The organism is Leuconostoc inhae, from assembly GCF_019656015.1.
Taxonomy (GTDB): Bacteria; Bacillota; Bacilli; order Lactobacillales; family Lactobacillaceae; genus Leuconostoc; species Leuconostoc inhae_A.
Genome location: NZ_BPKW01000008.1, coordinates 1 through 24,251, shown reverse-complemented (window position 1 = coordinate 24,251; position 24,251 = coordinate 1). Strand labels below are relative to the sequence as shown.

Below are 24,251 nucleotides of genomic sequence, written 5' to 3'. Positions count from 1 at the left end.
GAATCAGTACATAAAAAATAAGTAAGGCTGTCATTGATCCCCATAAAAACAGTAAAGCTATTTTAAAAGAATAGCGCCATATAAATTTTCCCAAAGACTTATTATTAACTAAACTATAAATCTCATGTGCCGTAGGCTTAATGAACATGATTAAAGCCATCACAATCATTAAAGGTATGCCATACTGCAATTGATTTCTAGGGTTTTGAATCGCAGTAAAAAAAAGTTCGAATAAATTATGTTCAGATTTTAAATGACTAGTTGCACTCAAAATACCCAAAAGACATAAAACAGTCCACGTCATAAAAATTAACAATCCCGCTATTCGTTGTATGCTCGTTTTTTTTCTAGCAATAAATTTATTGATTAACATGACGTCTGACTCCAAATATGATTGCTATAGAGATAAATAACATTGTAATCAGATAGCTAGAAATAACCCGCAGAAAGTTTGGTAAGTAAACAGGACTGGAAGCTATGGAAATTAGGTTTGGCGCATAAAATATATCGGGTAAAATTCCCGATATGACAGATAGTACAGATATAACTAGAAAACTAGCTGTGACACTTAGGAATTTTTTTCCTGTAAAACTTGCAATCATAGTCGAAAATAAAGCATACATACCGCCAAAAAATGACGGCAGTAAAATATAAAAAATTACAAATAATACTGGCTTGGTGTAATATGTATTAGCAAAAAAAGTTGTTGCATTTAATACGGTTAAATTTTCGTTAACAACTAAATTCGGCAATAAATACGGTAGAAAAAACCATAAAATAACAAAATCTATTAACAGTGGGATAAAGACAGTTATAAAACCACTCAAAAAAGAAATGACTTCAATACTTAATATATATTTTTTTAACGGTCTTTTTTGAACAACATGCCAAACGAAACCAGATTCAATATCATCAATATATATTTGACTACCTGATAAACAACACAAAAGTGGTAAACTCAAAAATAAAAGTAATGTTATTGGTCCAGAATCAATTGAAATCCATTTTGTAAATGGTGTAAATAAAAAAGGTGATTGATCGAAAAATGACCAAATGTTTAAAATTGTTGAACCAGCGTGAAAAATAACAATAGCTATAGCAATTGTTATGCCTATAAAATATTGTTTTAATTTGAATCGATGCATCCAAAAATTCATTTTACTTCCCCATGTATATCATTATTAATCATAAAAAAAATCCATGAATAGAATTCACAGATATTTTTGCATCAATCCGCGTACCAACTACCATCAGCACTGCCGTTATTTTGGGAATACGCATTAATAAATGCGTTATTCCCAGTACCATACCACTCCACTAACTTATTATAAAGATATATATTGCTATATGGCCTAACAACATAGCTTCGTCCTTCAGAAACATCAGCGTTCCCAGTACGACCAGCTAGATAAGAATGTCCCCAAGCTGTGGCTCTATAAGATGGCACAGACATTTTTGTCGCATATAATTTATATGCTGATGTCGTCCATTTTTGCTGGTTATAACTCCAATCTGTCGGGCTATTCCATCTAAATTCTTGATGACCAGTATAAATATTCTCTGCTGATACATTAACATTTGGTGATGTTACTAGAAATCCCGTAGTCAGTATTGCAGCTCCCAGCGTAGTTAAACAAAGTTGTTTCACTCTATTCATTAAAAATCCTCCTTTTCAATAGAAATATAATATTACAGGTTAATATAAAACTTGTCAATGAAAATTAAATTTTTAATTAAATTATTAATAAATAATTCAATTTTGAGCTTCGTGAAAATATTTACAATTATAATTTTTACCACTCACTTCTTCGTAAATAACTACGTTATTTAAAACGTGCAGTATTTGATTTTACTCAGAAATCCGCGTACAGCGTCTATATAAATGTGATAAATTATATATAATTTTAATAATATTAACTTAGTGTAATACATATAAAAAATAAGGCACAATAGTTTTGATTTACTGATCAAAACTATTGTGCCTTATTGCAATTTTTTGTTAAAAAGTATAACGTCTTTTAACTCACATACCAACAACTAAGCTGCCTTAATATAATTCACACCATCCGCCTTAGGTGCCCGTGTCTTTCCAAAGAAGAACACAAGCACAATAATTGTTAGGATATAAGGTGCAATTTGTAGCCATATAGATGGAATAGTGTTCAATCCTGGTAATTGTGCACCAACCACTGCTAATGATTGTGACAACCCGAAGAAAAGTGAAGCAAATAGCGCCCCGATCGGATTCCAACGACCAAATATCATGGCCGCCATTGCCATAAACCCTTGACCAACAATGGTGCTGGCTGAATAATTTAATGAGATTGATTGCGCCACAACGGCACCACCAACACCGCCAAGTAGCCCAGAAATCATCACACCTGAATAACGTAACCGTGCCACGCTTAATCCAAGTGTATCAGCTGCTTGTGGATTTTCACCAACTGATCGTAAACGCAACCCAAATTTTGTTTTGAAAATAATATACCAAGAAATGACCGCAACAAGTATTGCTAACCATGCGGGTCCAGACGTCTTTTCAAAAAACAATTGTCCCAAGAAAGGGATTTTTGACAAACCTGGTACCGACGCATAACCAAAATCTTGTGCAATGGGTGCCGTTTGGCCTTTTCCGTAAAGTACTTTAATTAAGAACACACCCAACGCTGGTGCCATCAAGTTAATCACTGTTCCGGAAATAACATGATCAGCACGTAATGTGACTGTCGCAACTGCGTGCAGTAACGAAAACAATAGTCCGACAACTGCACCAGCTAGTAACCCTAACCAAGGTGTTGCAGCGCCTAAAGTACCTGCAAATGTCAGGTTAAAGACCACGGCGGCAAATGCGCCCATCCCCATGATACCTTCCAAACCCACGTTAACAACACCAGCGCGTTCGGAAAAAGTACCCCCAATTGACGTGAAAATTAACGGTGCAGAATAAACTAATGTACTAGAAATAATAAGTGCTAACATCGCCATTAATGTCATATTTATTCACCGTCCTTCTGATTACTGTCGTTTGTCGAACCAACAGTTGCTAATTTTTTAGCTTTAGTTGTTTGGGCGGCTTTTTCATCCATGGCTTTAATACGTGCTTGCATGAGCTTAATCAAATAACTGGCACCCACGAAGAAAATAATCGATGCCGTCACAATATCAACTAATTCAAATGGTACCCCAGAAGACATTGGCATACCCAAACCACCAATTTTTAATATGGATAAGATAGCCGCAGCGCCAAGAATACCGAGGTATGAGCCGCCACCTAATAAGGCAACCGCCATACCATCAAATCCAATAGCTGGCGACCCATTTTGTGTAAAGAAGTTCAGATAATTACCTAGACCTTCAATTGTGCCGGCTAAGCCAGCCAAACCACCAGAAATAGCCATGGCGACAACTGCATTGCGTTTAGCTGACATACCTGCGTACTTTGCTGCATCTGGGTTCAAACCAACTGCACGAATTTCAAAGCCAAGTGTCGTTTTTGTCATGATAAACCACACCACAACAATCATAATTAATGAAATGAAGATACCCGCTGAAATACTAGAACCTTGGGTTAAATCAGTTAACCATTTCATTTGCAAAGAAGCATTTGCCCCAACTTGTTTTGTGGTCTCAGCAGATTCTTTAATGCCTTTAGACATCGTATTTTGTAAAATGTTATTACCTAAAAATAATAGAATATAATTCATCATAATAGTAACAATCACTTCACTGGCACCAAATTGTGCCCGTAGCCAACCTGGAATAGCCCCTGCTAGGGCACCTAAACCAGCACCTATAATCAAGGCACTAGGAATCATCAGGTAAACTGGCATATCTGGAAAACTAAGACTGTACCAAACAGCGCCAACCCAACCAGCTAATGCTTGACCAGATAAGCCGATATTAAAGAAGCCAGCTGTTTGAGCCACTGTGAAACCTAACGCCGTTAATATTAATGGCGTCATTTGTGTTAAAACACCACCAATATCTTGCATCGATCCAAAAGCAGAACCAAGTAATGCCATATAACCGGCGATTGGATTATAACCAAACACTAGCATAATGATAGCCCCGATAATGAGGCCAAAAAGAACAGAAAATAGGGCAACTGAAAGCGAATTTTTTTGTGTTGTCATTAGGCATTCACCTTTTCTTTAAGTGCTGCACGTGCATCTGTTAAACTCATTCCCGTCATTAACAACCCTAATTCTTGTTTATTTGTATCTTTTGCATTAACAATACCAACAATTTGACCGGCATTAATCACAGCAATACGATCTGATAAGTTCAATATTTCATCTAACTCAAAGCTGACAACCAAGACTGCTTTGCCTGCATTTCGTTGCGCAATAAGACGTTGATGTATATACTCAACAGCACCAACATCTAATCCACGTGTGGGTTGGGCAGCAATGATAAGGTCATTGTCACGATTTAACTCACGTGCAATAACTGCTTTTTGCTGATTACCACCAGACATTGAGCCCGCAGTCACTTGGATACCAGCTGAACGCACATCAAATTCTTTAACTAACTTTTGAGCTAATTTATCCATTTCAGCTGGTTGTAGCACCCCAGCTTTTGAAAGTGGTGATTTGTAGTACGTTTGCAATGCTAAGTTTTCGGATAAAGTCATATCAACTTCCATACCAAAACGTAAGCGATCTTCTGGGATATGCCCAACACCCGTTTCAGTAATTTGACGTGGTGTTTTATTCGTCATATCTTTACCATGTAACAGCACAGCACCGGATTGCACTTTCGTTAGTCCAGTAATACCTTGGACTAATTCAGTTTGACCGTTGCCATCAATGCCGGCAATACCAACGATCTCGCCCGCCTTAACTGCTAATGAGAAATCTTTAACAGCCGCAACACCACGCGCATTTTGGACTTCAATTTTATCAATTTTAAGGATTGTTTCCCCAACTTCGACTGTCTCTTTAACCGTTTTAAAATGCACTTCGCGACCGACCATGAGGTCAGCTAACTCCTGTGACGATACACCAGCAACTGGGAAGGTCTCAATTGACTTGCCTGCACGAATAACCGTCACCGTATCCGCAGCAGCACGAATTTCATCGAGTTTATGTGTAATTAAGATAATTGACTTACCTTCTTTGGCTAAGTTATGGAAAATTGTAATTAATTCATCAATTTCCTGTGGCGTTAGCACAGCAGTTGGTTCATCAAATATCAAAATATCAGCGCCACGATATAGTGTTTTTAAGATCTCAACACGCTGTTGTTGACCAACTGAAATATCTGAAATTTTAGCATAAGGGTCGACTTGTAACCCATACTGTTCAGACAATTGTTTGATTTTTTGGGCTGCCGTTTTAGTATCAAGCGAGAAACCCTTAGTAATTTCTGACCCTAACATAATATTTTCTGTTACGGTAAAAGCATCAATCAACATAAAGTGTTGGTGTACCATACCAATCCCGAGCGCATCAGATTTTGATGGTGAATCAACTGTCACTTGTTTACCATTAATCAGAATTTTTCCTGACGTGGGCTGCAACAAGCCTGTTAGAATGTTCATTAATGTTGATTTTCCAGCACCGTTCTCACCAAGTAACGCGTGAATTTCACCTTGTTGGACTTGTAGGTTAATGTCATCATTGGCTGCAAAATTACCAAATTTTTTGATAATATGTCGCATCTCAATGACTGGTGTTAATTCGGTCATTATATTTTACCAAAGCATGAGTCGTGAGACGACTCACGCAATTCCACTTTCTAAAATATTTTTAAAAAAGCCACGAACACACATTGTTCGTGGCTTTTTCGTTAAAGAATATTATATCATGTTTGTTGCGGTCCAATTGTTTCAATTAATTTACCGGACAGTTGTTGTCCCTATTATTAAATCAAATAGTTAACACGTTTTGTATCAGGAATTTTTTATTTCTCTCTTGCTGAATTCATGGCATTTAACAACATATGTGATAATTCTGGCACACTCACATTTTCTCTATCAAATGCTAACCATTGACTCAGCACATTCCAAAAACCACCAATACCGTATCTTATTGCATACACAATATCTTGCTGATTTTTTGATGCGATCTGCCACGGTGCACCAACAGTCGGATATAGATCAGGCAGTACCTTGTTACTTGTTTCCACAATAATTGAAAATAGTCCTGCTTTTTGAAAAATCGATAATTCGTCCGCATACTGCGTCCAAAAGTTGAAGAAAAAAACGACCAAATCTTCAAATTTTTCTGGATGACTTTGCTTTAATTCTACAATGTATTCATTGATCAAACTGGTGATATAGGTTGTCAAGATTTCTTCTTTAGATGCATAATAGCGATAAAAAGTTCTACGAGAAATACCTGCCTCATCACTCAATGTTGCTATGGTTATCATCCCTAGGTTCTGTTCTTCTTTTAATAATGTCAACAAAGCATCCCTAATTCTACGCTTAGTCTGTACCGCTATTCTATTTTTCATGTTACTCTCCTTTGACTATCCACACCGTGAGACACACATTTTTAAAAATGCGTCACTAGTTAAAATAGTATTCACATAACGTTTTCTTCACTATATTTAGCGTACACTATACACTGATGTCACACAAGTGACAAAAATTATGACACCTATGAGGTTGTCAAAAAGGAGGAAATAAACAATGTTATTCAAAAAGGCAGGGATTTTTCATGAGTAAAACAGGAAAAATATTGGGTTTTGCAGGTCTGATTATTGCCACGTTTATGGGCACGCTTGATAGCACAATTGTCAACATTGCCTTGCCGAAACTCATGACAGAGTTTAACACTAATTTATCTGGTGCGAGTTGGGTGGCAACAATTTATGCCTTGGCGTTGGCTGTATTTATGATTTCAGCAACTAAACTCGCTGACAAATTTGGTCGTAAAAAGGTCATGTTATTAGGGTTGGCTTTCTTTACCCTCTTTTCTGCAGCTTGTATGTACGCCAATTCGTTGTCCATGTTACTCGTGTTTAGATTTTTCAAAGGCATTGGCGGGGCAATTATCACACCACTTGTTCTACCCATAGGGATTAATCTTTTAGGAAAACAAAACATCTCTAAGATTGCTGCGGTGGTGGGTGCGTTTACGGCGCTATCTGCTGCTAGTGGGCCTGCTGCCGGCGGTATCATTCTTGAATACACCTCATGGCATTGGATTTTTGGATTAAATGTCCCAATTGGTGTGATTGCTTTCCTACTTGTACTCATCTTTACAAGGGAATCTTATGACGACACCTTAGTCGGAAAATTCGACATACTAGGTATGCTCATGTTAACACTGACGTTAGGCGGTTTGACATTTGGTCTACTAGAGGGCAGAGAATATGGTTGGACTTCAACCCTAATTTTATCAAGTTTTGGTGCTGGTATCGTTGGTCTCATCCTATTTATCTTTGTGGAACTAAAAGTATCATCCCCTATCGTTGAATTCAATCTTTTCCGTGAAAAAACATTCACGGCCTCAAGCATTGTCTATTTAATCACTGGTTTTGCTTTAGTTGTTCCTAGTGTTATTTTCAATTATTATTTGCAAAACGTTTTAAATTATACGGCCTTGCATGCCGCATTAACAATTATTCCTGTATCTCTAGCAATCGTTGTCGCCATGCCGTTAGGTACAAAATTATCCGATAAAGTTGGCGCTAATCCCGTCAATTTTATTGGTATATTACTCATATCAGCGAGTTTTCTGACACTATCATTAATCACCACAGAGACTTCTCGAACCGTGATGATCGTATTCTTAATTATTAGTGGTGCCGGATTTGGTTTTTCCACCGTGTCTTACGTATCCTCAGTTAAGCATCTACCACAAGCGAAAACCGGTACCGGATCTGGTATTGCCAATTCTGCACGTCAAATTGGCATGTGTTTAGGGATTGCCGTATTGGTGACCATACTTAATGCCAATGTTGCGACTGCTAAAAATGATATTAGCGACACCGCGATTGCAACTGTTAACAGCAAAAACATTTCTGACCACACGCGTCATGTCGCAACCACTGAAATTAAAACGCTCTTTTCAAAAGATGACAGTAAAAATACGGATTATGCCGCAAAACAAAAACAGCTCACTCATAAACTTAAAACAGCTGCTTCAGATCAAAGTCATCTACCTATCCCTGCAGCAAATACAGATTATAGAACACTCTACGACGCCACACAAAAACTAAGCGTAGGCACAAATCAATTAACCGAAGCACTTCAAAAAACGAGTCATTTAACAGCTTCAAATGCACAAGCAACGACAATTATTAACTCGCTAATGAGCGGTAGCACCACGCTTGAAAAGGGTCAAAACAAAACGTCAACCGCAGTTCAACTTTTAGCACAGAAAGATGAATTGCAAGACGCATTACATCAAATTAAAGTACACAAAAATACACAAATGAGCCAAGCCTTTAGTAAGACCTATCTCATCTGTGCCATAATATTAGTGATTTGTTCGCCTATTGCTTTATTTTCAGATAGGCGTGTGACGGATTAATCGCATGAACATGACATAAAACCCGATAACTTAGACTACGTAGATGTCTAAGTTATCGGGTTTTATTGTTTTAAGTATGTGCTTTGATATTGTTGATGATGGCATGAGCCCATAAGATCACTCTTTTGCCAGTGTAAAAAGAAAACATGATCAGTAGACTATCTACGATTGCAATGACCCACCATATGTCTGATTTTAGCATGGGTAATAAAGACAACGCAAAAATAATGGCTGTCATTAAAAAGCCCAAAGAAGCGAGCCACACAATCACAGATAACCAAAATTTAAAGCCAAAAGGTTTTTTATCGTCCACATCAAATAGCTCATCAGCAAATATGACAATCATTCCCAATAAATCAATCACATTAACTCAATCCACCCATTTTTCTTAATTTTACCTTGCTCATATATCTTGATATTAATATCAAAATCATTTTTTAATCTCATAATTGTGTCGCCATTTACCCTCATAAAAGAGCACGCTCTGAATAATCATGTCTACGCATTAGTTTATCAGTCATTTTAATTAATGACACTGTAGGAATCATACTTACTCGAATGCTTAACTATCTTTATCCTTTAAAAGCAACGCAAATTATTTTGTTTTTGTCTCGTATAATGATATAATTTGATTATAGAATATATAGGTCTAGGAGTTCACTAGCCCTCGAGTTCGTCGCCTGCCAGCGATGAACTTTTTTTGTGAAATGAAAAGCCCCGTCCTGCCAGACGAGGCACATGTATTTAACGATCGTGATCGTTAAATAACTTCTGCAACCAGATTACCGTTATAGCCACGAATATCTGCCATAACGAGGCTTGGAGCTGTTGCAGTGAAGAATATATAGGTTCCAAAGGAGTCCACCTCCCTTCTAGCGCTTAATCTCAACGCTTATACTATCATAACAAATATTTGGCTTTGAATATTATTTAATTTGATGTGCATTCGATATTACCATTAACTTAAATATAAGAGCTATGATACAATTTAGTCCCTTTTAAGCACGTTTCACTTGAAGTTTTCTAGAAAAATAAACAGCAAACAATCCAAAAATTAGTATGGACAAGACCACTGATAACCAAGAAAAATGCTGTAAACCATTAACAGCACCATATTTTGCTTGGAAAAGTGCACCGACAGTTGTTCCGAGTGCCCCCATAAACATTTGTAAGGTCTGCACAATAGCCGTCGCGTCAGCCTTTTGAAGGGCATCTTCATCTACAATAACAGCAGTTTGGGCGCTTGTATATGCCATGTTGCGGCCAATAATAAAAAGAATGTAAAGGATAATAATTAAAGGTAACGATAATTTTGGAATCCATAAAGTCATGATAACGATGACAACTGTAAAAATACCATTTCCTAAATATAATGGTAATTTAGGACCTCTTAGATCATATAAACGACCAAATAGTGGTGCTAAGAGCGCGCCAATCAATGCACCTGGGAGCAAAGAAAATCCTGCCCAAAAACTTGAAGCGTGTAAAAAGTACTGTAAATAAGTCGGAATAATAAGATTTAAACCTAGTAAAATGAACATATACAAGGAAATAGGTATTAACAACGCGATGAACTTTGGCTGTACAAATAGCTTGAGGTTTAAGAAATTAGCTTTGGAAGTCATCCCCCGAATAACAAATATAATTAGTGTGACAATCGCTATAATGAACCATGTCCAATCAACGCGCCCACCCTCTAGTTTATTGACTAACAGTAAGGCACTTGCTAAAAATAGGGCTAATGCTAAGAAAGCCAATCCATCAAAGGCGCCTTGTACTTGATGGCGCTTTATTTCATGCACTGTTTTCCAACCTAACAACAAAGATATTGTTGGCGCAATCAACAAAATAAAAAAGATCGACCGCCAACCAAATGTATCGGCTAAGGCACCACCGTACGTTGGTCCAAAAGAGGGGGCCAAGCTAATTATCATCGAGGCTAGACCCATCCAAGCGCCAATTTTTGCAGCTGGTACTGTTGCCACAACAATATTAAAGACTAGTGGCATGGCAATACCAGCAGCAATACCTTCTAATACGCGCCCTAAAATTAAGAACGTCAAATTGGATGAAAATCCACAAATTAATGTGCCAATTACGAAAAAAGCGATACTAACCAACCAGAGATGACGGCTACTATAACGTTTAATAAGATAAGAACTTGTTGTTACCATGATCGTCACAGCAAGTAAATAAGCAGTGGTCACCCACTGGATGGCATTCAAGTCAGTATGAAATTCTTTTGATAAGACTGGAAAAGTAACATTCATTGCTGTTTCTGCCATGATTCCTGAGAATGCCACGAGGGCTACTGACACAATATTTAAAGTTGTTTTTAACGACGTATTTTCTTTCATAAAATGAGTTCCTCTATTCAAAAAATAAAAACTGCTCTCCCTAATTTGGTCGTTCAGCTTTGATACAGGCTATAATCATTATTTAGTCCAATATCAACTATAGATGAATTGGCATGAAAGTCAATAATAAAACAAGCCATTCATCATTTTACCTGAATCACATTTAATTTTTTGGTAACTTGTTGTTTTATAAACAACAAGTTGTGCTATAATACTTGTATAGAAAACAGAAAAGGAAAAAACACCATGAAATATGCAATTACTGCTGCAACAGGTCACTTTGGCCAATTAGCTTACCATTATCTACAAGAATTAGTCGACGTTAAAGATATTGTTGTCATTGCTAGAAACTTGGAAAAAGCGCAAGAATTATTTGCCGGTGCTGATGTCCGCCAAGCTGATTATGACGACACCGACGCAATGACACACGCCTTAGCTGGTGTCGATCGCGTCTTGTTTATTTCCTCTCAACCAGGTGGCCCAGTACCACGTGAAACACAGCATCAACATGTCGTTGATGCTCTAGTCGCTAGTAAAGTCTCTTTTGCAGCCTATACAAGTTTCATTCATGCAGATCAGTCCGTTAGTGCTCTAGCAAGTGATCACTTAGCGACTGAAAAAGCCTTATCAAAATCAGGTCTCTCACATTCACTACTAAGAAATAATTGGTATCTCGAAAATGAGATGGGCTTTATCACCGCTGGTGCCAGTCAACATGCTACATCTTATTGGGCAACCGGTCGTGCTGGATGGGCTTTGGAACGTGAATATGCCGAAGCTGCTGTCAAAGTGCTTGTCAGCGATGCACCAAAAGCCATTTACGAATTCTCTGGATCTATCAATGATTATGAATCACTTGGTTTAGCTTTAGCTCAGGCCACAGAAGAAAAAATTACAGTAACAAAAGAAACACTAGATGACTATATTGCCACACTTGAAAAAAGTGGTTTGTCTCAGGATTTAGCAACTTTGTTTGCCTCATTCCAGTCACCAATTGACGAAGGCTCATTAGATGTGCCTTCACATGACTTACCTGATGTTTTAGGTCGCGAATTAACACCACTACCTGAAGCACTCAAAGAAATTTTAGCTCGCAACTAAACCGGATAAAAGGCATCCCCAATAAGATGCCTTTTTTATGTGATAACTATGCTATAATGCTTGAATGACTACCTGATAGAATCGAGGATACGACTAATATGGGACTTTCATATAAATTAAGCGATGCGATACACATTTTAGCTTACATTGAAATATTGAAGCAACAGGATTTATCCAGTAAATCGATTGCAGCTAGCATTGGTGCAAACGCTAGTGTTGTGCGTAATTTAATGCTTGACCTCCGGTCGGCCAATCTACTCTCAACGCATCAAGGTGTCGCTACACCACAACTAGCAAAATCACCAGATGATATTAGCATTTATGATGTTTATTGCGCGATTAACATGACACATAATCTACTCAATATTGATCCCAAAACAAACCCAAACTGTTTAGTTGGTGGCCATATTCAAGAAACATTAAATCACTTTTATAGTGACATTGAATCCGCTGCGTATAACCAAATGAAAACAATTTCACTGGCTAACGTGATTCAAGATATTTTAAAATAAAAACTGCAGAAACTCGGGGTTATTGTTGACAATAACCTTAGAACTTCTGCAGTTTTTAGTTGTATCTTACAATATCTCTACTATCGTTGTTTTTTTAAGTTAATAATAGCCGTGTGTTTCAATAATACATAAGTAACTATCGTTTGCACAATAAGGCTAGCAATCATTTTAAATATTCTTGTTGTCAATAACAACTCATAATTCAAATGGTAAACATAGGCAATTAAGCTCGTATTCAACAAAAAACTGACACCTATGACAACAACAATATTAACCATAAAAATACGAAGTAAAGATGGTTGGTACAATAAACCGTACGTTGCCCCTGCCAAGGCTGCCGGTATGACAAACCAAAATGAAAAAGCACCACTACCCATAATCGTAAAAGCCAGCAGATTAGCTAAAATTGCAGCCAGCATTGTTAGTTTGACACCATATAAATAGCCAGCTAACACTAACGCAACAAAACCAAAATTAACAGCAGCAAACGCTGGACCAATACTAATTTTTCCCAATATGATGTTGATTGCAATTAGCATTGCAACCCCTGTTACTTTTTGAATCGATAAATTCATGAAGTTAAACCCTCTTTCTTTAAAATGACGCTTGTGTCATTTCATAAAATGAATTATACTACATAATGACATCTGTGTCATATTAAATTTAGAAAGCGTGTGTGTATGAATAAAAATGTTTCCAACAAACGAAGTGAAACAAAAAAAGCAGCGATTTTAGTCGGCGCTCAAAAAGTATTTTCAAAAAAAGGCTTTCTGAATGTGACCATGCAAGATATTATTGATGCCTGCGATATTAGTCGGGGTGGTATTTATCTATATTTTCATACACCTGACGACATTTTTTTTGAAACAATAACGCAACGTTCTGTGCGCCAATTTGATGATATTCGTGAAGCTGTTAAAAATGAACCACTTTTCGATGACCTACTCGACGCCTACCTCAGTGAACACAAAAGTCGACTAATCAATCATATACAGGGTGCCCCATCGCTACTCCGCGCCATGTATGAGTATTCTTTTACTCATCATGATGCTCGTGATAGCCATTTAAAACAAAAACAAATGAATGCCACAAAGGCGACAGTGAGATCCATTTTAGATCTTGGTGTTAAACAACATAAAATAACAAATCACAATACCAAAACACTTGCTGATAGTTTCATGCTGCTCATTGAAGGTATGAGTATCATGGCATTGACTGGCACACTAAAAGAGCAACAAATTGACGACCAATTTCAGATATTTATGCATCAACTCACTTGATAATCAAGATTTAAATTTAAAAACGATGTGCCGTGAGATCAATCAACAGTTCTATAACGTGTATAATGAAATAAAGCATGTTAGAATGGTTAAATCCCCACTTTTGATATAAAGGAAGTTAAATTACACAAAATATGTCACGGAAAATAGAACTCCCTACTGAAGCAGAGATGAAAAAATTTCATAACCAATCTCAACGACGCACATTTCTGTCCCGACTCTCTATGCCACAACGTTTGACGTTAGGTTTTTTATCTGTCATTACGGTCGGCGCATTATTACTCATGCTGCCTTTTAGCTATAATGGCGATATGGGCCATTCGTTCATGGATGCCTTGTTCACAGCTACGTCAGCAGCCTCTGTTACTGGCTTGACCGTTGTTAACACCGCAACACATTGGACGACTTTTGGCCAAATTGTGATTATGTTTTTAATTGAAATTGGTGCCCTCGGATTTATGTCATTTTCCGTACTTCTGTTCACGGCAACACGTAAAAAAATGAATCTGCGCGATAAAATGTTGGTACAAGAAGTCTATAGTTTAGAGAGCCTTTATGATACACGAGCTGTCTTTGGTTATGTCATTAAATTATCGGTTATTATTCAACTTGTTGGCGCCGCACTATTAACGCCATTTTTCATTCATGATTTTGGTATCAAACGTGGCCTATTCTATGCTGTTTTTCACGCTGTTTCTGCTTTTGGAAATGCTGGTTTTTCCATACTGCCAGCTGGTGATATGGCTTATGCCAATCAGCCTTGGATTTTATTAATCATTGCCGCTTTGATTATTGCTGGCTCCTTGGGATTTCTAGTCTGGCGTGATGTCCTACTGTATCATCATTCACATAAATTGACCTTACATTCAAAGCTCGCGCTTATGATGACTGGAGCACTAATTGTTGGCGGTTGGTTATTATTTGAATTAACTGAAAGTAATTTAGCAATTGCATCACATTTATCTGGCTTTAATCGCGTTGCCAACACTTTATTTATGTCAATCTCATATCGAACAGCCGGTTTTTCGCAATTTAGTTTCAGTCAAATGGCCCCCGCTACAATTCTGTTAACCATTATGATGATGTATATCGGCGGTACACCAGGGTCAACGGCTGGTGGTATCAAAACAACAACATTAGGTGTTTTATTACTCAAGACGCATGCTGCTTTACGTGGTAAAAAAGACGTGACTTTTGCTCATCGTCGATTAACAAACGAAAACATTTCACGATCGCTCTTACTTGTTTTTGTATCCTTACTTTTCTTAGGTGTTCTGTCATTTTTACTGATGCTGACACAAGGCACTGATTCCAAATACGGGTTAGAATATATTGTTTTTGAAGTTGTCAGTGCCTTCGCAACAGCCGGATTGACACTCGGTCTCACGCCACATTTAAATGTTTTTGGACAATGTGTTATCATGTTAACGATGTTCATTGGTCGTGTGGGTGTCTATACTGTCATGTTTTCAATTCTAAACGTACATGCCGATCACGCACCTTATCAATACCCAGAAGAAACAGTTATTATCGGTTAGCTTAATCACTATATCATACAAAATTTAGGAGAAATTCATTATGCGTCAAACATATGCTATCATTGGACTCGGCCGTTTTGGCGGTGCGCTACTCGAAACCCTTATTGCTAATGGTCAAGACGTGCTTGGCATTGATATCAGTGAAGAGCACGTTAACGAATATCGTGATATTGCGACTCAAGTGGTCATCGCTGATGCACAAGAAGATGATGTTTTGCGAAAACTCGACATTGCAAGTTTTGATCACGTTGTGATTGCTATTGGACATAATATGCAGGCCAGTATTTTAGCTACCATCAATGCAAAAGACCTCGGTGCTAAAAATGTTATTGCTAAGGCCGAAAATCGTACCCATTTACGCGTCTTAACAAAAATTGGTGCTGATTTGGTTGTGCAACCCGAACGCGAAATGGGTGAACGTATTGGACGTAAACTTCTAGCACCAAACATGTTAAATTTCATCGAATTATCTGATGATTACTCAATGGCCGAGGTACAAATTGTCAATCCTACCTTTACTGGAAAAACTATTTCCGAATTGAATATTCACAAAAAATTCGGTCTAAATGTCATTGCCGTACGCCATGACGGTGAAGTGATTGTTGCGCCAGATTCGAAATATGAGATACACCATAAAGATATTTTATCCGTTGTTGGGCCAAAAGATATGGTTGATGATTTTGATCAAATGACTAATAAATAAAAAATACGCGACACATGTTTTAAAACATGTGTCGCGTATTTTTTATGACTTTTAATTAATAATTACCCCAATATTTTTCCATGGTTGTCAAACCAACACCTGGATTGAAACTATTGGTTGGATCATTGCGCTTATAATGGTTCACTAACGTTGAAGCAGCATGATATAAATGGCCAACGTTATGTTCGGCAGGGTAAATAGCCCCACGTTTATCAAGCAATTTCAACATTTCTAATTTCAACTCATGTGGATCTACACCTGGCTTCAAAATATAATCCTGATGCATCACATGATCAAGAAAATGACCATAATATAACTTATGTTCAATTTTATCCTCGATTTCCTTTGGCAGATGTTCAAACCAATCAAACTCATTACGAGGTAAAGCGATATCTAATGGTAAAATATCCAACTTTTTACTTTGGAAAACTTCTTGATATCTAATAGCAACACCAGCTGTAACATAACGATGCGTTGCCGCTCTGTCTGCTTCTGAAGGCGTGCATTCCAAATAGTCGCCTGACTCCGTTTTGAAAAATTCTTTCAAGTATTGACGTGCTTCATCAATGCCTTCACCCACCATCTTTAATTGCAGATAATGTTCATATTTATCGCTATAAGCTTCAATTCTTTTAGGTAATTGATTGGGAAATACTTGACCTACATGTTGCAACATGCGATCAGGGAAGTATGGTTTAAAGGTCGGAATATGAGCTAATATACGCTCAGCTGTTGATTTCAAGCCAAACAGATAAGGTAACATGTTCGTACCAATTGTATCAATGACGAGCAGTGAATCTTTCCCATACTTTTTGGCCAAATCGTAGGCCTCTTTATGCATATATTCCCCAGATACGGGTAAATTCTTAAATTCAGATAGAATATGGCGGCGCAATCTTTCTAACACCGCTGGCTCATTCGTACCGATATAAAATACTTGTGATGCACCCTCTTTTGGGAAAGTATCTAAGCGAACAGCAAACGCTGCTAATTTACCTGATGAACCTGAAACTTCATATAGTTCATTGGGATCAGCATTATAACGTGTTGGTGTATGTGAACCAATATTACGAACACGCGCCTCATAATCACGATTATGTCCGACACGTTTGTCATCTTTCTGAACCTTGTCAATATCAAAATTTCGATTTTCAAGGTTATTAATCATTTCCTCAGGTGTATCTCCTAAGTCAATACCCAAATGATTCACAAGATGTAATTCGTCATTGGCATCAATTTGGGCGTACAATGATAATTCTGTATATGCTGGCCCACGTTGGATCAATGCACCACCAGAATTATTGTTAATGCCGCCAATAACAGACGCACCCAAATTTGATGAGCCAATAACTGAGTGTGGTTCTCGATTAATCGCCTTTAATGCGTTTTCGAGTTTAAATAGTGTCGTCCCTGGAAAAGCCAATGCTTCTTCGCCATGGTTAATCAATTGTACCCCTTTAATTCGTGTCCCATTAACCACAACACAGTCACGATCGTAACCCGGTGCCGGAATTGAACCTTCAGTTAAGCTGGTATTAGAAGCTTGCATAATAATAATTATGTTATGAGCATGCAGTACTTTCAATACTTGCCATAACTCCATCATATTACCAGGCAGTACAACCGCCAATGCATCCCCCTGCCCACTACGGTATCCACTGCGATAGCGTAATGATTTTGCAGCTGAAGTGATGATGTGATTGTTACCAACAATTTCTGTCAATTCTTGAACAGTTGTCATAATAAACCCCCATAAAATTTATGTTTTGAAAAATTTTCAAAGCATAGTATATTTACACTATACCACTTTAATTTTAAAAAAGTCGATTTTAAAAGACTTAGGGCACTTTTATGACATGAATTGCAATTTTAAGTAGATATTTTATCATTTTGTGAATGGTAGCACAAATTTTTAATTTTGATATAAGACCTTTAAGCGATTAACATCCACCGTTTGAATACCATATTCAGATCCTTGAGATTGCATGACAGATTCACGATCATCTGTATGATCCAAACCAAGCGCGTGTCCCAGTTCGTGTTCGGCCGTATTGACTTTACGCGTAGCAGAATAATAATTCAAATAATGCTTATTTAATTTTGCTACGACATGTGTCATCACTCTTTTACCAGTTATTGGGTTAACTAAGAATTGTGTTTCCGCGACCCCTGCCTGTTGCGTGTCACTACGATCTTCCGTCGTCAAAACAATGTCTGCTTTAGATTGATCAGTAACAGCCACTAAAGTTAATACACCAACAGCATTCCAACGATCAAATGCACGATGCCATGCTTCAGAATACTCTGGCATAGTATTCGCCGACACGTCAAAATAAACATTAAGCGTTTTTTTAGCCCAAATTGCCCCATTTAAATGCGTCGCATCATGGCTACCAGATTCTTGTACTGTGCCACCACTAGTTGCCGTAGCTGTTTGTTCTGGTGATCTATACTGATCACTCTTTTCATCAAGTAAAAATGCCCACTGTTGCACTTTTTGACCAACCCATTCGCGCCCCTGTGTGACTTTGTCAGGATTTTGAAAAAGATAGGTCCCCGCAAAGACTATGATTATTAGTTTAATTATTCTAGAAATTTTCACGTGATATCCTCCGCCAATTTAAATGTTAATCAGCAACTAAATTATACACGCGTCATATTAAATTGATGTTAACTAATTTTAAGTAAGTAAAAAGCAACTACTTTTTGACTAGTTGCTTTAATTTATTGCCTGATTAAAATCAAATTCATCGACTAATACAATATGAACATTCGAACTGCCCGATAACAATTTAGATACTGGACAGCGCTGCGCAACAATTGCTAACATATCTACCGCCTCTTGACGATTGACATGTGGCATTTTCACTTGTGCTGTTACAAAAAATTGAAAGCCTTTCTGATCCCGTGCCATGTCAATGCCAACACGCACAACGCTTTTATGCGCTAATTGTCGTCGCTTTTCTTCAGCTTCGATTGTCGCATTCAAACAAGTCGCTAGTGATGCCCCCAACAATTGCTCTGGATTAGTGCCCGGTTCGTCACTTAATGGGCCACTGGTCTGAACACTTAAATCACTGGTTGTAACCGTTTTGACGCGACCAACTAGACCAGCTGTATTTTCAATTTCAGTATGATACAAGCTGCCATTTATCATAATATCTCCTGACTGACAATATACTTTTACAAGATTATTGTAGCAGGTTAGCATACTATTTGCTGACTATTGATTTGATTTCACTGCTTTTTTTAAAACGGCTAATGTCGCTGTGTAATAAGCAATCCCATAATCAAACGTTACCTTTTGTCGCTCGGTCATGCCATTTTCGATCCATGTTGCCAATTGTGCTTGTAACGTCACCAGCTTAACTTCCTTACGTGCAATTTCTTCTTGAAAAAATACGGTTACCTGATCCTTTGGCAAATCTTGACTAAAATAAAGATGCATCAAAAAATCAGATTTAAGAATTTCATCCGAAGTCGGTGCACCGATGGCTTTTGAAAATTCTGCTTGCCCTACTTCTGTAATTGTATAAATATTCTTATTTGGTCGATCAGTTTGTGATATTTGTTGCTTAGTCACTAATTTTTCGGCTTCCAACTTTTTTAAAGTCGGATAAATCATGCCAAAAGTGGCATCAAAAAAATGACTTAATCGTGTCTGTAAAATGTCATTAATTTCATAACCAGTATGCGGTCCACTCTGTAAAATACCTAAAATTATCTCTCTACCCTTCATTGCCATCAACATATCCTCCACTTGTTTGCTATCTTTATTATACACGCCATTAACATAGTCTTCGTTAATATTCTTATTTATTTGAATAAATAAACATGCTTTTCTAGGCACAATATATGCCTAGATGAAAAGGACCCCCTCAGTTAGAGAAATCCAACTGAAAGGGTTCTTTTTATGATTATATATAACAATTAATAAAAAACGTGACAAAAGCCACGCTGTCAGTTTATCTTATAATTGTCCCCAAGTTGCCATGCCAATCGATGGGAATAAATGAATTAATCGACCAATTTTATCTGGTCCAAATTCAAATTCAATGGCTGGTAATAATGTATTAACGACATTTTCAGCTTGTTCACTGACTTCAGTCACACCCACCAAATGATGTTGCTTGTCAAAAATCAAGATGTTATCAGCGATTGTTTCGTTGTCAACTTGGCGATACCAATCTTTGGTGAGGTCAGTTTGTTGCACATCATAATCGCCTTTTTCAGAATCTTCTACCAAAACACCTGCTTGTGCAATTCTTGGTGATGTAAAGACAACTGATGGTACAACAGGATACTGAATTGGCGATTTTGTTTGACCAGAGAATTGTTTGAAAAGATACGTTGATTCAAAAATAGCTGTTGGTGTTAACTTGGGTTGCTTTTTATCAAGTACATCCCCTGATGCATAAATGTTCTCAACGTTTGTTTGCAGATAATCATTAACAGGAATACCTGATTGATTATAAGTGACGCCAATTGTTTCTAAACCAATGTTTTCTACATTAGGAATTCGCCCTGAAGCATCCAAGACCCAGTCAACTAACAAAGACTGACCATTACTATATGCCACTTGCGTTTGATTGCCATGTTTTTCAAAGGCAGTAACATCAGCATTTGGAATAAACGTGACACCGCGTTGTTCTAAGTCGGTCACGACTTTGTCAACATAAGGGGCGTGAAATTGTCGTAACACACGATCACCATGCATAAGCACAGTAATGTCGGCACCAGCTGCATTCGCAATAGTCGCAAATTCCATGCTAATATAACCCGATCCAATAATGGCTATCTTTTGTGGCAAAGTCTTCAATGCCATAAAATCACGACTTTCATGTGCCAATTCCGTACCAGGAATATCCAGACGATGTGGGCGTAACCCAGTTGAAATGACAATCTTGTCAGCAGTTACTGCCTTACCATCAACAATGATTGTATGATTATCTTCAAACACGCCACGTCCGTGAATCACGTCGATACCAGACTGATCTAATAACCCACCAATCATATCCGGCAAGCCATTAATAACGGCTTCTTTATGGGCCTCATTCTGCGTCCAATCAATTGTCAGCTTCCCCTGAACAATACCAGATAGTCGCTCGGCTGCTCGCGTTAGTGTTACAGGTGCATCAAGTGTGATTTTAGCATTGCAGCCATAATTAGGACACGTACCACCAATCATATCAGCCTCAATGATGCCAACCTTGACACCTGATTGTGCCAACGGAATGGCGCCATCAAAGGTACCATGCCCACTACCAAGATATAACACATCATAATCATATTGCTTTGTCATTCATTAACCTCCAATGGCGTACTAGGAAATCGCGCTAAACATCAACTTGTTTAGCGATCACGTTACCTATAGTATAAACCGCTTTGGGTGAAGTTACATGAATTAGCTTTGGGGGTGGTTGTGGATAATTTGGTATCGACCTATATTAACCTTAATTGTTTTAGACTATTTTTTAGTAAGAAAACCGTCTGTGCTTTCAATATAGCAACAAACGGTTAGCAAAAAATGAATATAAAATATATTTTGTCAGGTTAATTTTGCCTTTAAAATTACTGTCAAAGAAAGTCTACTAATCTGAAATCAGTCTTGCTAGTTAATATTTGGAATATAGTTCGATAAAAATTTCACTGCACTAACCTTATTGTACTTATCCAAATTTAGATCAACCATATTGCCTTTTTCATCAAAAAACTGACCACTAATCTTCTCAAATTCTTTACCTAAAGCCAGTAATTTACCTACTGGCACTGATGTATTTGTCAAGGACTTTGTATAATCCATCAAGTCACTTCTAACATCTCCAGGAAAAAAACTGTTTATAGTAGTTTTGTTATTTCTCAATTTGTCGACAAGCAATTGGACTAACAAAGTTTTATGAGTGACAACCCATGCAGCACGCATCATTTGATTAGATTGTTGCTCACAAATTGGAGCCATATTAACAGCTTGCGGATTACCCGTAGTAATCAACACACGACTGCCATTTAGAACATTTAAAAGGTCCACTGTCAAATAATAATGTGCTAACAAGTTATTGTCTATATTATCCCGACTATTAACTGGATAAATTCCCGCACTATGAATCAAAACATCAATTTTATTTGTATTTTGTAAAATATAATCAACAACTTTTTTGCGTCCAAAAGTTGTTGACAAGTCTCCAGTTACATAATTTACATTGTCTCCAAGCATTCGTTTCGCTACTTGTAATTTATTTTCATTACGACCAACCAGAATTACACTATTGTTTTCTGATAAATCTCTCGCTATGGCAAATCCTACCCCAGACCCGCCACCAGTTATCACAATTTTTTTCATGTTATTTATTACCTTTCATAATTAACTGTTGTTTCCCATGCGTAAACCACCATTAACATCCACCACTGATCCTGTCATATATGTATTAAGCGCTACTGCCATAACAATTTGAGCTACCTCGGATGCATTTCCGAATCTTTTCAGTGGAATTTTGGATAAGGCATATTTTTTCATCTTCTCTGATAACTTATCGGTCATTGAACTAACTATCATACCAGGGCAAATTGCATTAATTCTGATTCCTTCAGATGCATACTCATGTGCGTAAATGTGTGTAAAATCAATAATTGCCGATTTTGAAGCAGCATAGTTTGCTTGACCAACGTTTCCACTCTCAGCAATTGCTGAACTAATGTTTATAATCGATCCCCCCCTTTGTTCAACCATTTTTGGAATTAATTGATTCATGATATTGACGGTTCCCAAAAAATTTGTGTTTAAAACATTAGTAAAATCAGGATGAGTCATGTTCACCAAAATAGAATCATTGGTGATACCAGCGCAATTTATTAAAATATCTATAGCTACATTTGTGGACAAAATTCTTTTTATTTCTTTGGACATTGTTTTACTATCCGTAATATCAAAAATTGCAATATCTAATACATTATTAAATTGACTCAAAATCTTTTCAGAAAATTCATGTCTAGCATGTAAAATTATATTATAACCCTGTGAATCGCAATACTTAGCTATCCCGTAACCGATCCCTCTGTTAGATCCAGTAATAAAAACAGTTTTTTTATCACTGGTTGTTCTTCTTGACATATTTTTTACATCCTTTACAAATGATCCAAGTGTTTTACTGTTAATGTGTAATCGCCCTTCTAAAACATTTATTACTGCATAAAAATAGTTTGTTTCCTGATAATACTCTAGAAACACCAAACATATTTCACCAAGTATTACTTTAGGTCTTGGTTCATGCAAGGAAAAGTGTCTCATAATTTTCCTTTCCTAACTACTCACATATCTAAAAAAACGCCGTATTTATCATAATATCGTTTTGCATCCAGATTATTACCAATGTGTTTATAACACTTAGAAATTAATAATGAGTATTCAGCCAGCATAAAAAACGTCTCTTTTTTGACAACATCGTCAAAACCCTTTAAGAGAACAGAGAGAGACTCCAAATACCTTTCTTGTTTGTACAAGAAAACACCATACTGGTAAGAAATCACATTTAAATTTTCACTGTTTTCTTTACACTCTAAGAAGGCATTATAGGCTATATCGAAAAGATCAAAACTTTTTTCAAAAAAACCAAAGTCTACATTCACAACACCCAGTGCGTTAACCAACAATATTTCGATTTGATTTTTAGGAGTATACGGTTTTTTAAGCGTACAAGCTACAGCAATTTTTAGATATCTTTCTACTTCATGCAAGCTTCCTTTTGTCTGATAGAGGGCACAAGCATAGTAGTAATAATAAGTTTGAAAGTCTCTGTTAGACTCAAGCTTATCCAAAATCTTACTCGAATCCATATACTCTATCATTTCTTTATATTGATGATTTTTACACAAATGAAAAACTTACTCAGAAAAATTCGATGAAGTTTCAAAGTTCAATATTTCTTTTAAAAATGAACTTGTTAGCGTGACATCTAGTTTTTCGCATAATTTATAAAACAAAAAAACATTAGGCATGTCACGCCCACTTTCAATACTACTAATCATAGCCTGAGAACAAATTCCATCTGCTAAATCGGATTGCGTCCATCGCTTCTTTTTTCTATTTGATTTAACCAGTTCGCCAATGCGTTTGGTTGCCTCGTTAAGTACATCTTGCATATATAAACCCACCTTCAAATACAGTATCTCGTTACTATTATCTTACCATTTTGATACCAATATGGTGTTAGTCTAAAAACATGGACACGGTTTCTACTACGATATAATAGACGTAGGAGAATAACCCATGACGCAAAA

24 protein-coding genes are annotated in these 24,251 nt (G+C 37.1%); 6 read left to right on the top strand and 18 right to left on the bottom strand.

Annotated features, from left to right (window positions below; translation table 11 throughout):
- Positions 1 to 359: 359 nt before the first annotated feature.
- The 6 genes from K5Q14_RS05940 to K5Q14_RS05915 all read right to left on the bottom strand — a co-directional run bounded on the left by K5Q14_RS05940 (position 360) and on the right by K5Q14_RS05915 (position 6,459).
- Positions 360 to 1,157 (bottom strand): hypothetical protein, encoded by a 798-nt coding sequence (locus tag K5Q14_RS05940; protein WP_220734918.1) that lies wholly within the window; start codon positions 1,155 to 1,157, stop codon positions 360 to 362.
- 71 nt (positions 1,158 to 1,228) lie between these two features.
- Positions 1,229 to 1,657: a hypothetical protein gene (locus tag K5Q14_RS05935; RefSeq protein ID WP_220734917.1), complete on the bottom strand. Its 429-nt coding sequence runs from the start codon at positions 1,655 to 1,657 to the stop codon at positions 1,229 to 1,231.
- A 380-nt stretch (positions 1,658 to 2,037) separates the two neighbouring features.
- The gene (locus tag K5Q14_RS05930) at positions 2,038 to 2,994 is read right to left on the bottom strand and encodes an ABC transporter permease (RefSeq protein ID WP_220734916.1); all 957 of its coding nucleotides are present in this window, start codon (positions 2,992 to 2,994) and stop codon (positions 2,038 to 2,040) included.
- 2 nt (positions 2,995 to 2,996) lie between these two features.
- Entirely contained in the window at positions 2,997 to 4,133 is a 1,137-nt protein-coding gene (locus K5Q14_RS05925; protein ID WP_220734915.1) for an ABC transporter permease, read from the bottom strand.
- Positions 4,133 to 5,689: an ABC transporter ATP-binding protein gene (locus K5Q14_RS05920; protein WP_220734914.1), complete on the bottom strand. Its 1,557-nt coding sequence runs from the start codon at positions 5,687 to 5,689 to the stop codon at positions 4,133 to 4,135. Before K5Q14_RS05920 ends, K5Q14_RS05925 begins: the two co-directional genes overlap by 1 nt.
- A gap of 215 nt (positions 5,690 to 5,904) precedes the next feature.
- Entirely contained in the window at positions 5,905 to 6,459 is a 555-nt protein-coding gene (locus tag K5Q14_RS05915) for a TetR/AcrR family transcriptional regulator (RefSeq protein WP_220734913.1), read from the bottom strand.
- A 206-nt stretch (positions 6,460 to 6,665) separates the two neighbouring features.
- Here K5Q14_RS05915 and K5Q14_RS05910 point away from each other — a divergent pair, with 206 nt between their 5' ends.
- Positions 6,666 to 8,486 (top strand): MFS transporter, encoded by a 1,821-nt coding sequence (locus K5Q14_RS05910; RefSeq protein ID WP_220734912.1) that lies wholly within the window; start codon positions 6,666 to 6,668, stop codon positions 8,484 to 8,486.
- A gap of 70 nt (positions 8,487 to 8,556) precedes the next feature.
- Here the strand turns inward: K5Q14_RS05910 and K5Q14_RS05905 are convergent, their stop codons facing one another.
- Positions 8,557 to 8,850 carry a hypothetical protein gene (locus tag K5Q14_RS05905; protein WP_220734911.1) on the bottom strand — a complete coding sequence of 98 codons (294 nt, stop codon included), beginning with the start codon at positions 8,848 to 8,850 and terminating at the stop codon, positions 8,557 to 8,559.
- A gap of 634 nt (positions 8,851 to 9,484) precedes the next feature.
- Complete coding sequence (locus K5Q14_RS05900; protein WP_220734910.1) at positions 9,485 to 10,843, bottom strand: MFS transporter; 1,359 nt, start codon at positions 10,841 to 10,843, stop codon at positions 9,485 to 9,487.
- Between the two features lie 246 nt (positions 10,844 to 11,089).
- Between K5Q14_RS05900 and K5Q14_RS05895 the strand changes: the two genes are divergently transcribed.
- Together K5Q14_RS05895 and K5Q14_RS05890 are read left to right on the top strand one after the other, a co-directional pair.
- Entirely contained in the window at positions 11,090 to 11,944 is an 855-nt protein-coding gene (locus K5Q14_RS05895; RefSeq protein ID WP_220734909.1) for an NAD(P)H-binding protein, read from the top strand.
- Positions 11,945 to 12,042: 98 nt separating this feature from the next.
- Complete coding sequence (locus K5Q14_RS05890) at positions 12,043 to 12,456, top strand: Rrf2 family transcriptional regulator (RefSeq protein WP_220734908.1); 414 nt, start codon at positions 12,043 to 12,045, stop codon at positions 12,454 to 12,456.
- Positions 12,457 to 12,536: 80 nt separating this feature from the next.
- On the opposite strand, the gene K5Q14_RS05885 is transcribed toward K5Q14_RS05890, so the two are convergent.
- On the bottom strand, positions 12,537 to 13,031 hold the full coding sequence (locus K5Q14_RS05885; protein ID WP_220734907.1) for a folate family ECF transporter S component: 495 nt from the start codon (positions 13,029 to 13,031) through the stop codon (positions 12,537 to 12,539).
- Positions 13,032 to 13,136: 105 nt separating this feature from the next.
- Between K5Q14_RS05885 and K5Q14_RS05880 the strand changes: the two genes are divergently transcribed.
- From K5Q14_RS05880 to K5Q14_RS05870, 3 genes are all read left to right on the top strand, one after another.
- A complete protein-coding gene (locus K5Q14_RS05880; protein ID WP_220734906.1) occupies positions 13,137 to 13,736 on the top strand; it encodes a TetR/AcrR family transcriptional regulator in 600 nt (199 codons plus the stop codon).
- 134 nt (positions 13,737 to 13,870) lie between these two features.
- Entirely contained in the window at positions 13,871 to 15,274 is a 1,404-nt protein-coding gene (locus tag K5Q14_RS05875) for a TrkH family potassium uptake protein (protein WP_220734905.1), read from the top strand.
- Between the two features lie 40 nt (positions 15,275 to 15,314).
- Entirely contained in the window at positions 15,315 to 15,977 is a 663-nt protein-coding gene (locus tag K5Q14_RS05870) for a potassium channel family protein (protein WP_220734904.1), read from the top strand.
- Between the two features lie 55 nt (positions 15,978 to 16,032).
- Here K5Q14_RS05870 and dld read toward each other — a convergent pair whose 3' ends face one another.
- From dld to K5Q14_RS05825, 9 genes are all read right to left on the bottom strand, one after another.
- A complete protein-coding gene (gene dld / locus K5Q14_RS05865) occupies positions 16,033 to 17,718 on the bottom strand; it encodes a D-lactate dehydrogenase (protein ID WP_220734903.1) in 1,686 nt (561 codons plus the stop codon).
- 171 nt (positions 17,719 to 17,889) lie between these two features.
- Positions 17,890 to 18,579, bottom strand: a complete 690-nt coding sequence (locus K5Q14_RS05860; RefSeq protein ID WP_220734902.1) for a matrixin family metalloprotease — start codon at positions 18,577 to 18,579, stop codon at positions 17,890 to 17,892.
- Between the two features lie 117 nt (positions 18,580 to 18,696).
- Positions 18,697 to 19,134: an OsmC family protein gene (locus K5Q14_RS05855; RefSeq protein ID WP_220734901.1), complete on the bottom strand. Its 438-nt coding sequence runs from the start codon at positions 19,132 to 19,134 to the stop codon at positions 18,697 to 18,699.
- 66 nt (positions 19,135 to 19,200) lie between these two features.
- Positions 19,201 to 19,722, bottom strand: a complete 522-nt coding sequence (locus K5Q14_RS05850) for a PadR family transcriptional regulator (protein WP_220734900.1) — start codon at positions 19,720 to 19,722, stop codon at positions 19,201 to 19,203.
- A gap of 225 nt (positions 19,723 to 19,947) precedes the next feature.
- Complete coding sequence (locus K5Q14_RS05845) at positions 19,948 to 21,279, bottom strand: dihydrolipoyl dehydrogenase family protein (RefSeq protein WP_220734899.1); 1,332 nt, start codon at positions 21,277 to 21,279, stop codon at positions 19,948 to 19,950.
- 309 nt (positions 21,280 to 21,588) lie between these two features.
- Positions 21,589 to 22,317, bottom strand: coding sequence for an SDR family oxidoreductase (locus K5Q14_RS05840; protein WP_220734898.1), 729 nt, complete (start codon positions 22,315 to 22,317; stop codon positions 21,589 to 21,591).
- A 21-nt stretch (positions 22,318 to 22,338) separates the two neighbouring features.
- Complete coding sequence (locus K5Q14_RS05835; protein ID WP_220734897.1) at positions 22,339 to 23,262, bottom strand: SDR family NAD(P)-dependent oxidoreductase; 924 nt, start codon at positions 23,260 to 23,262, stop codon at positions 22,339 to 22,341.
- A 20-nt stretch (positions 23,263 to 23,282) separates the two neighbouring features.
- Positions 23,283 to 23,846: a hypothetical protein gene (locus K5Q14_RS05830; protein WP_220734896.1), complete on the bottom strand. Its 564-nt coding sequence runs from the start codon at positions 23,844 to 23,846 to the stop codon at positions 23,283 to 23,285.
- 9 nt (positions 23,847 to 23,855) lie between these two features.
- Positions 23,856 to 24,113, bottom strand: coding sequence for a helix-turn-helix domain-containing protein (locus K5Q14_RS05825; RefSeq protein ID WP_220734895.1), 258 nt, complete (start codon positions 24,111 to 24,113; stop codon positions 23,856 to 23,858).
- Positions 24,114 to 24,251 lie beyond the last annotated feature (138 nt).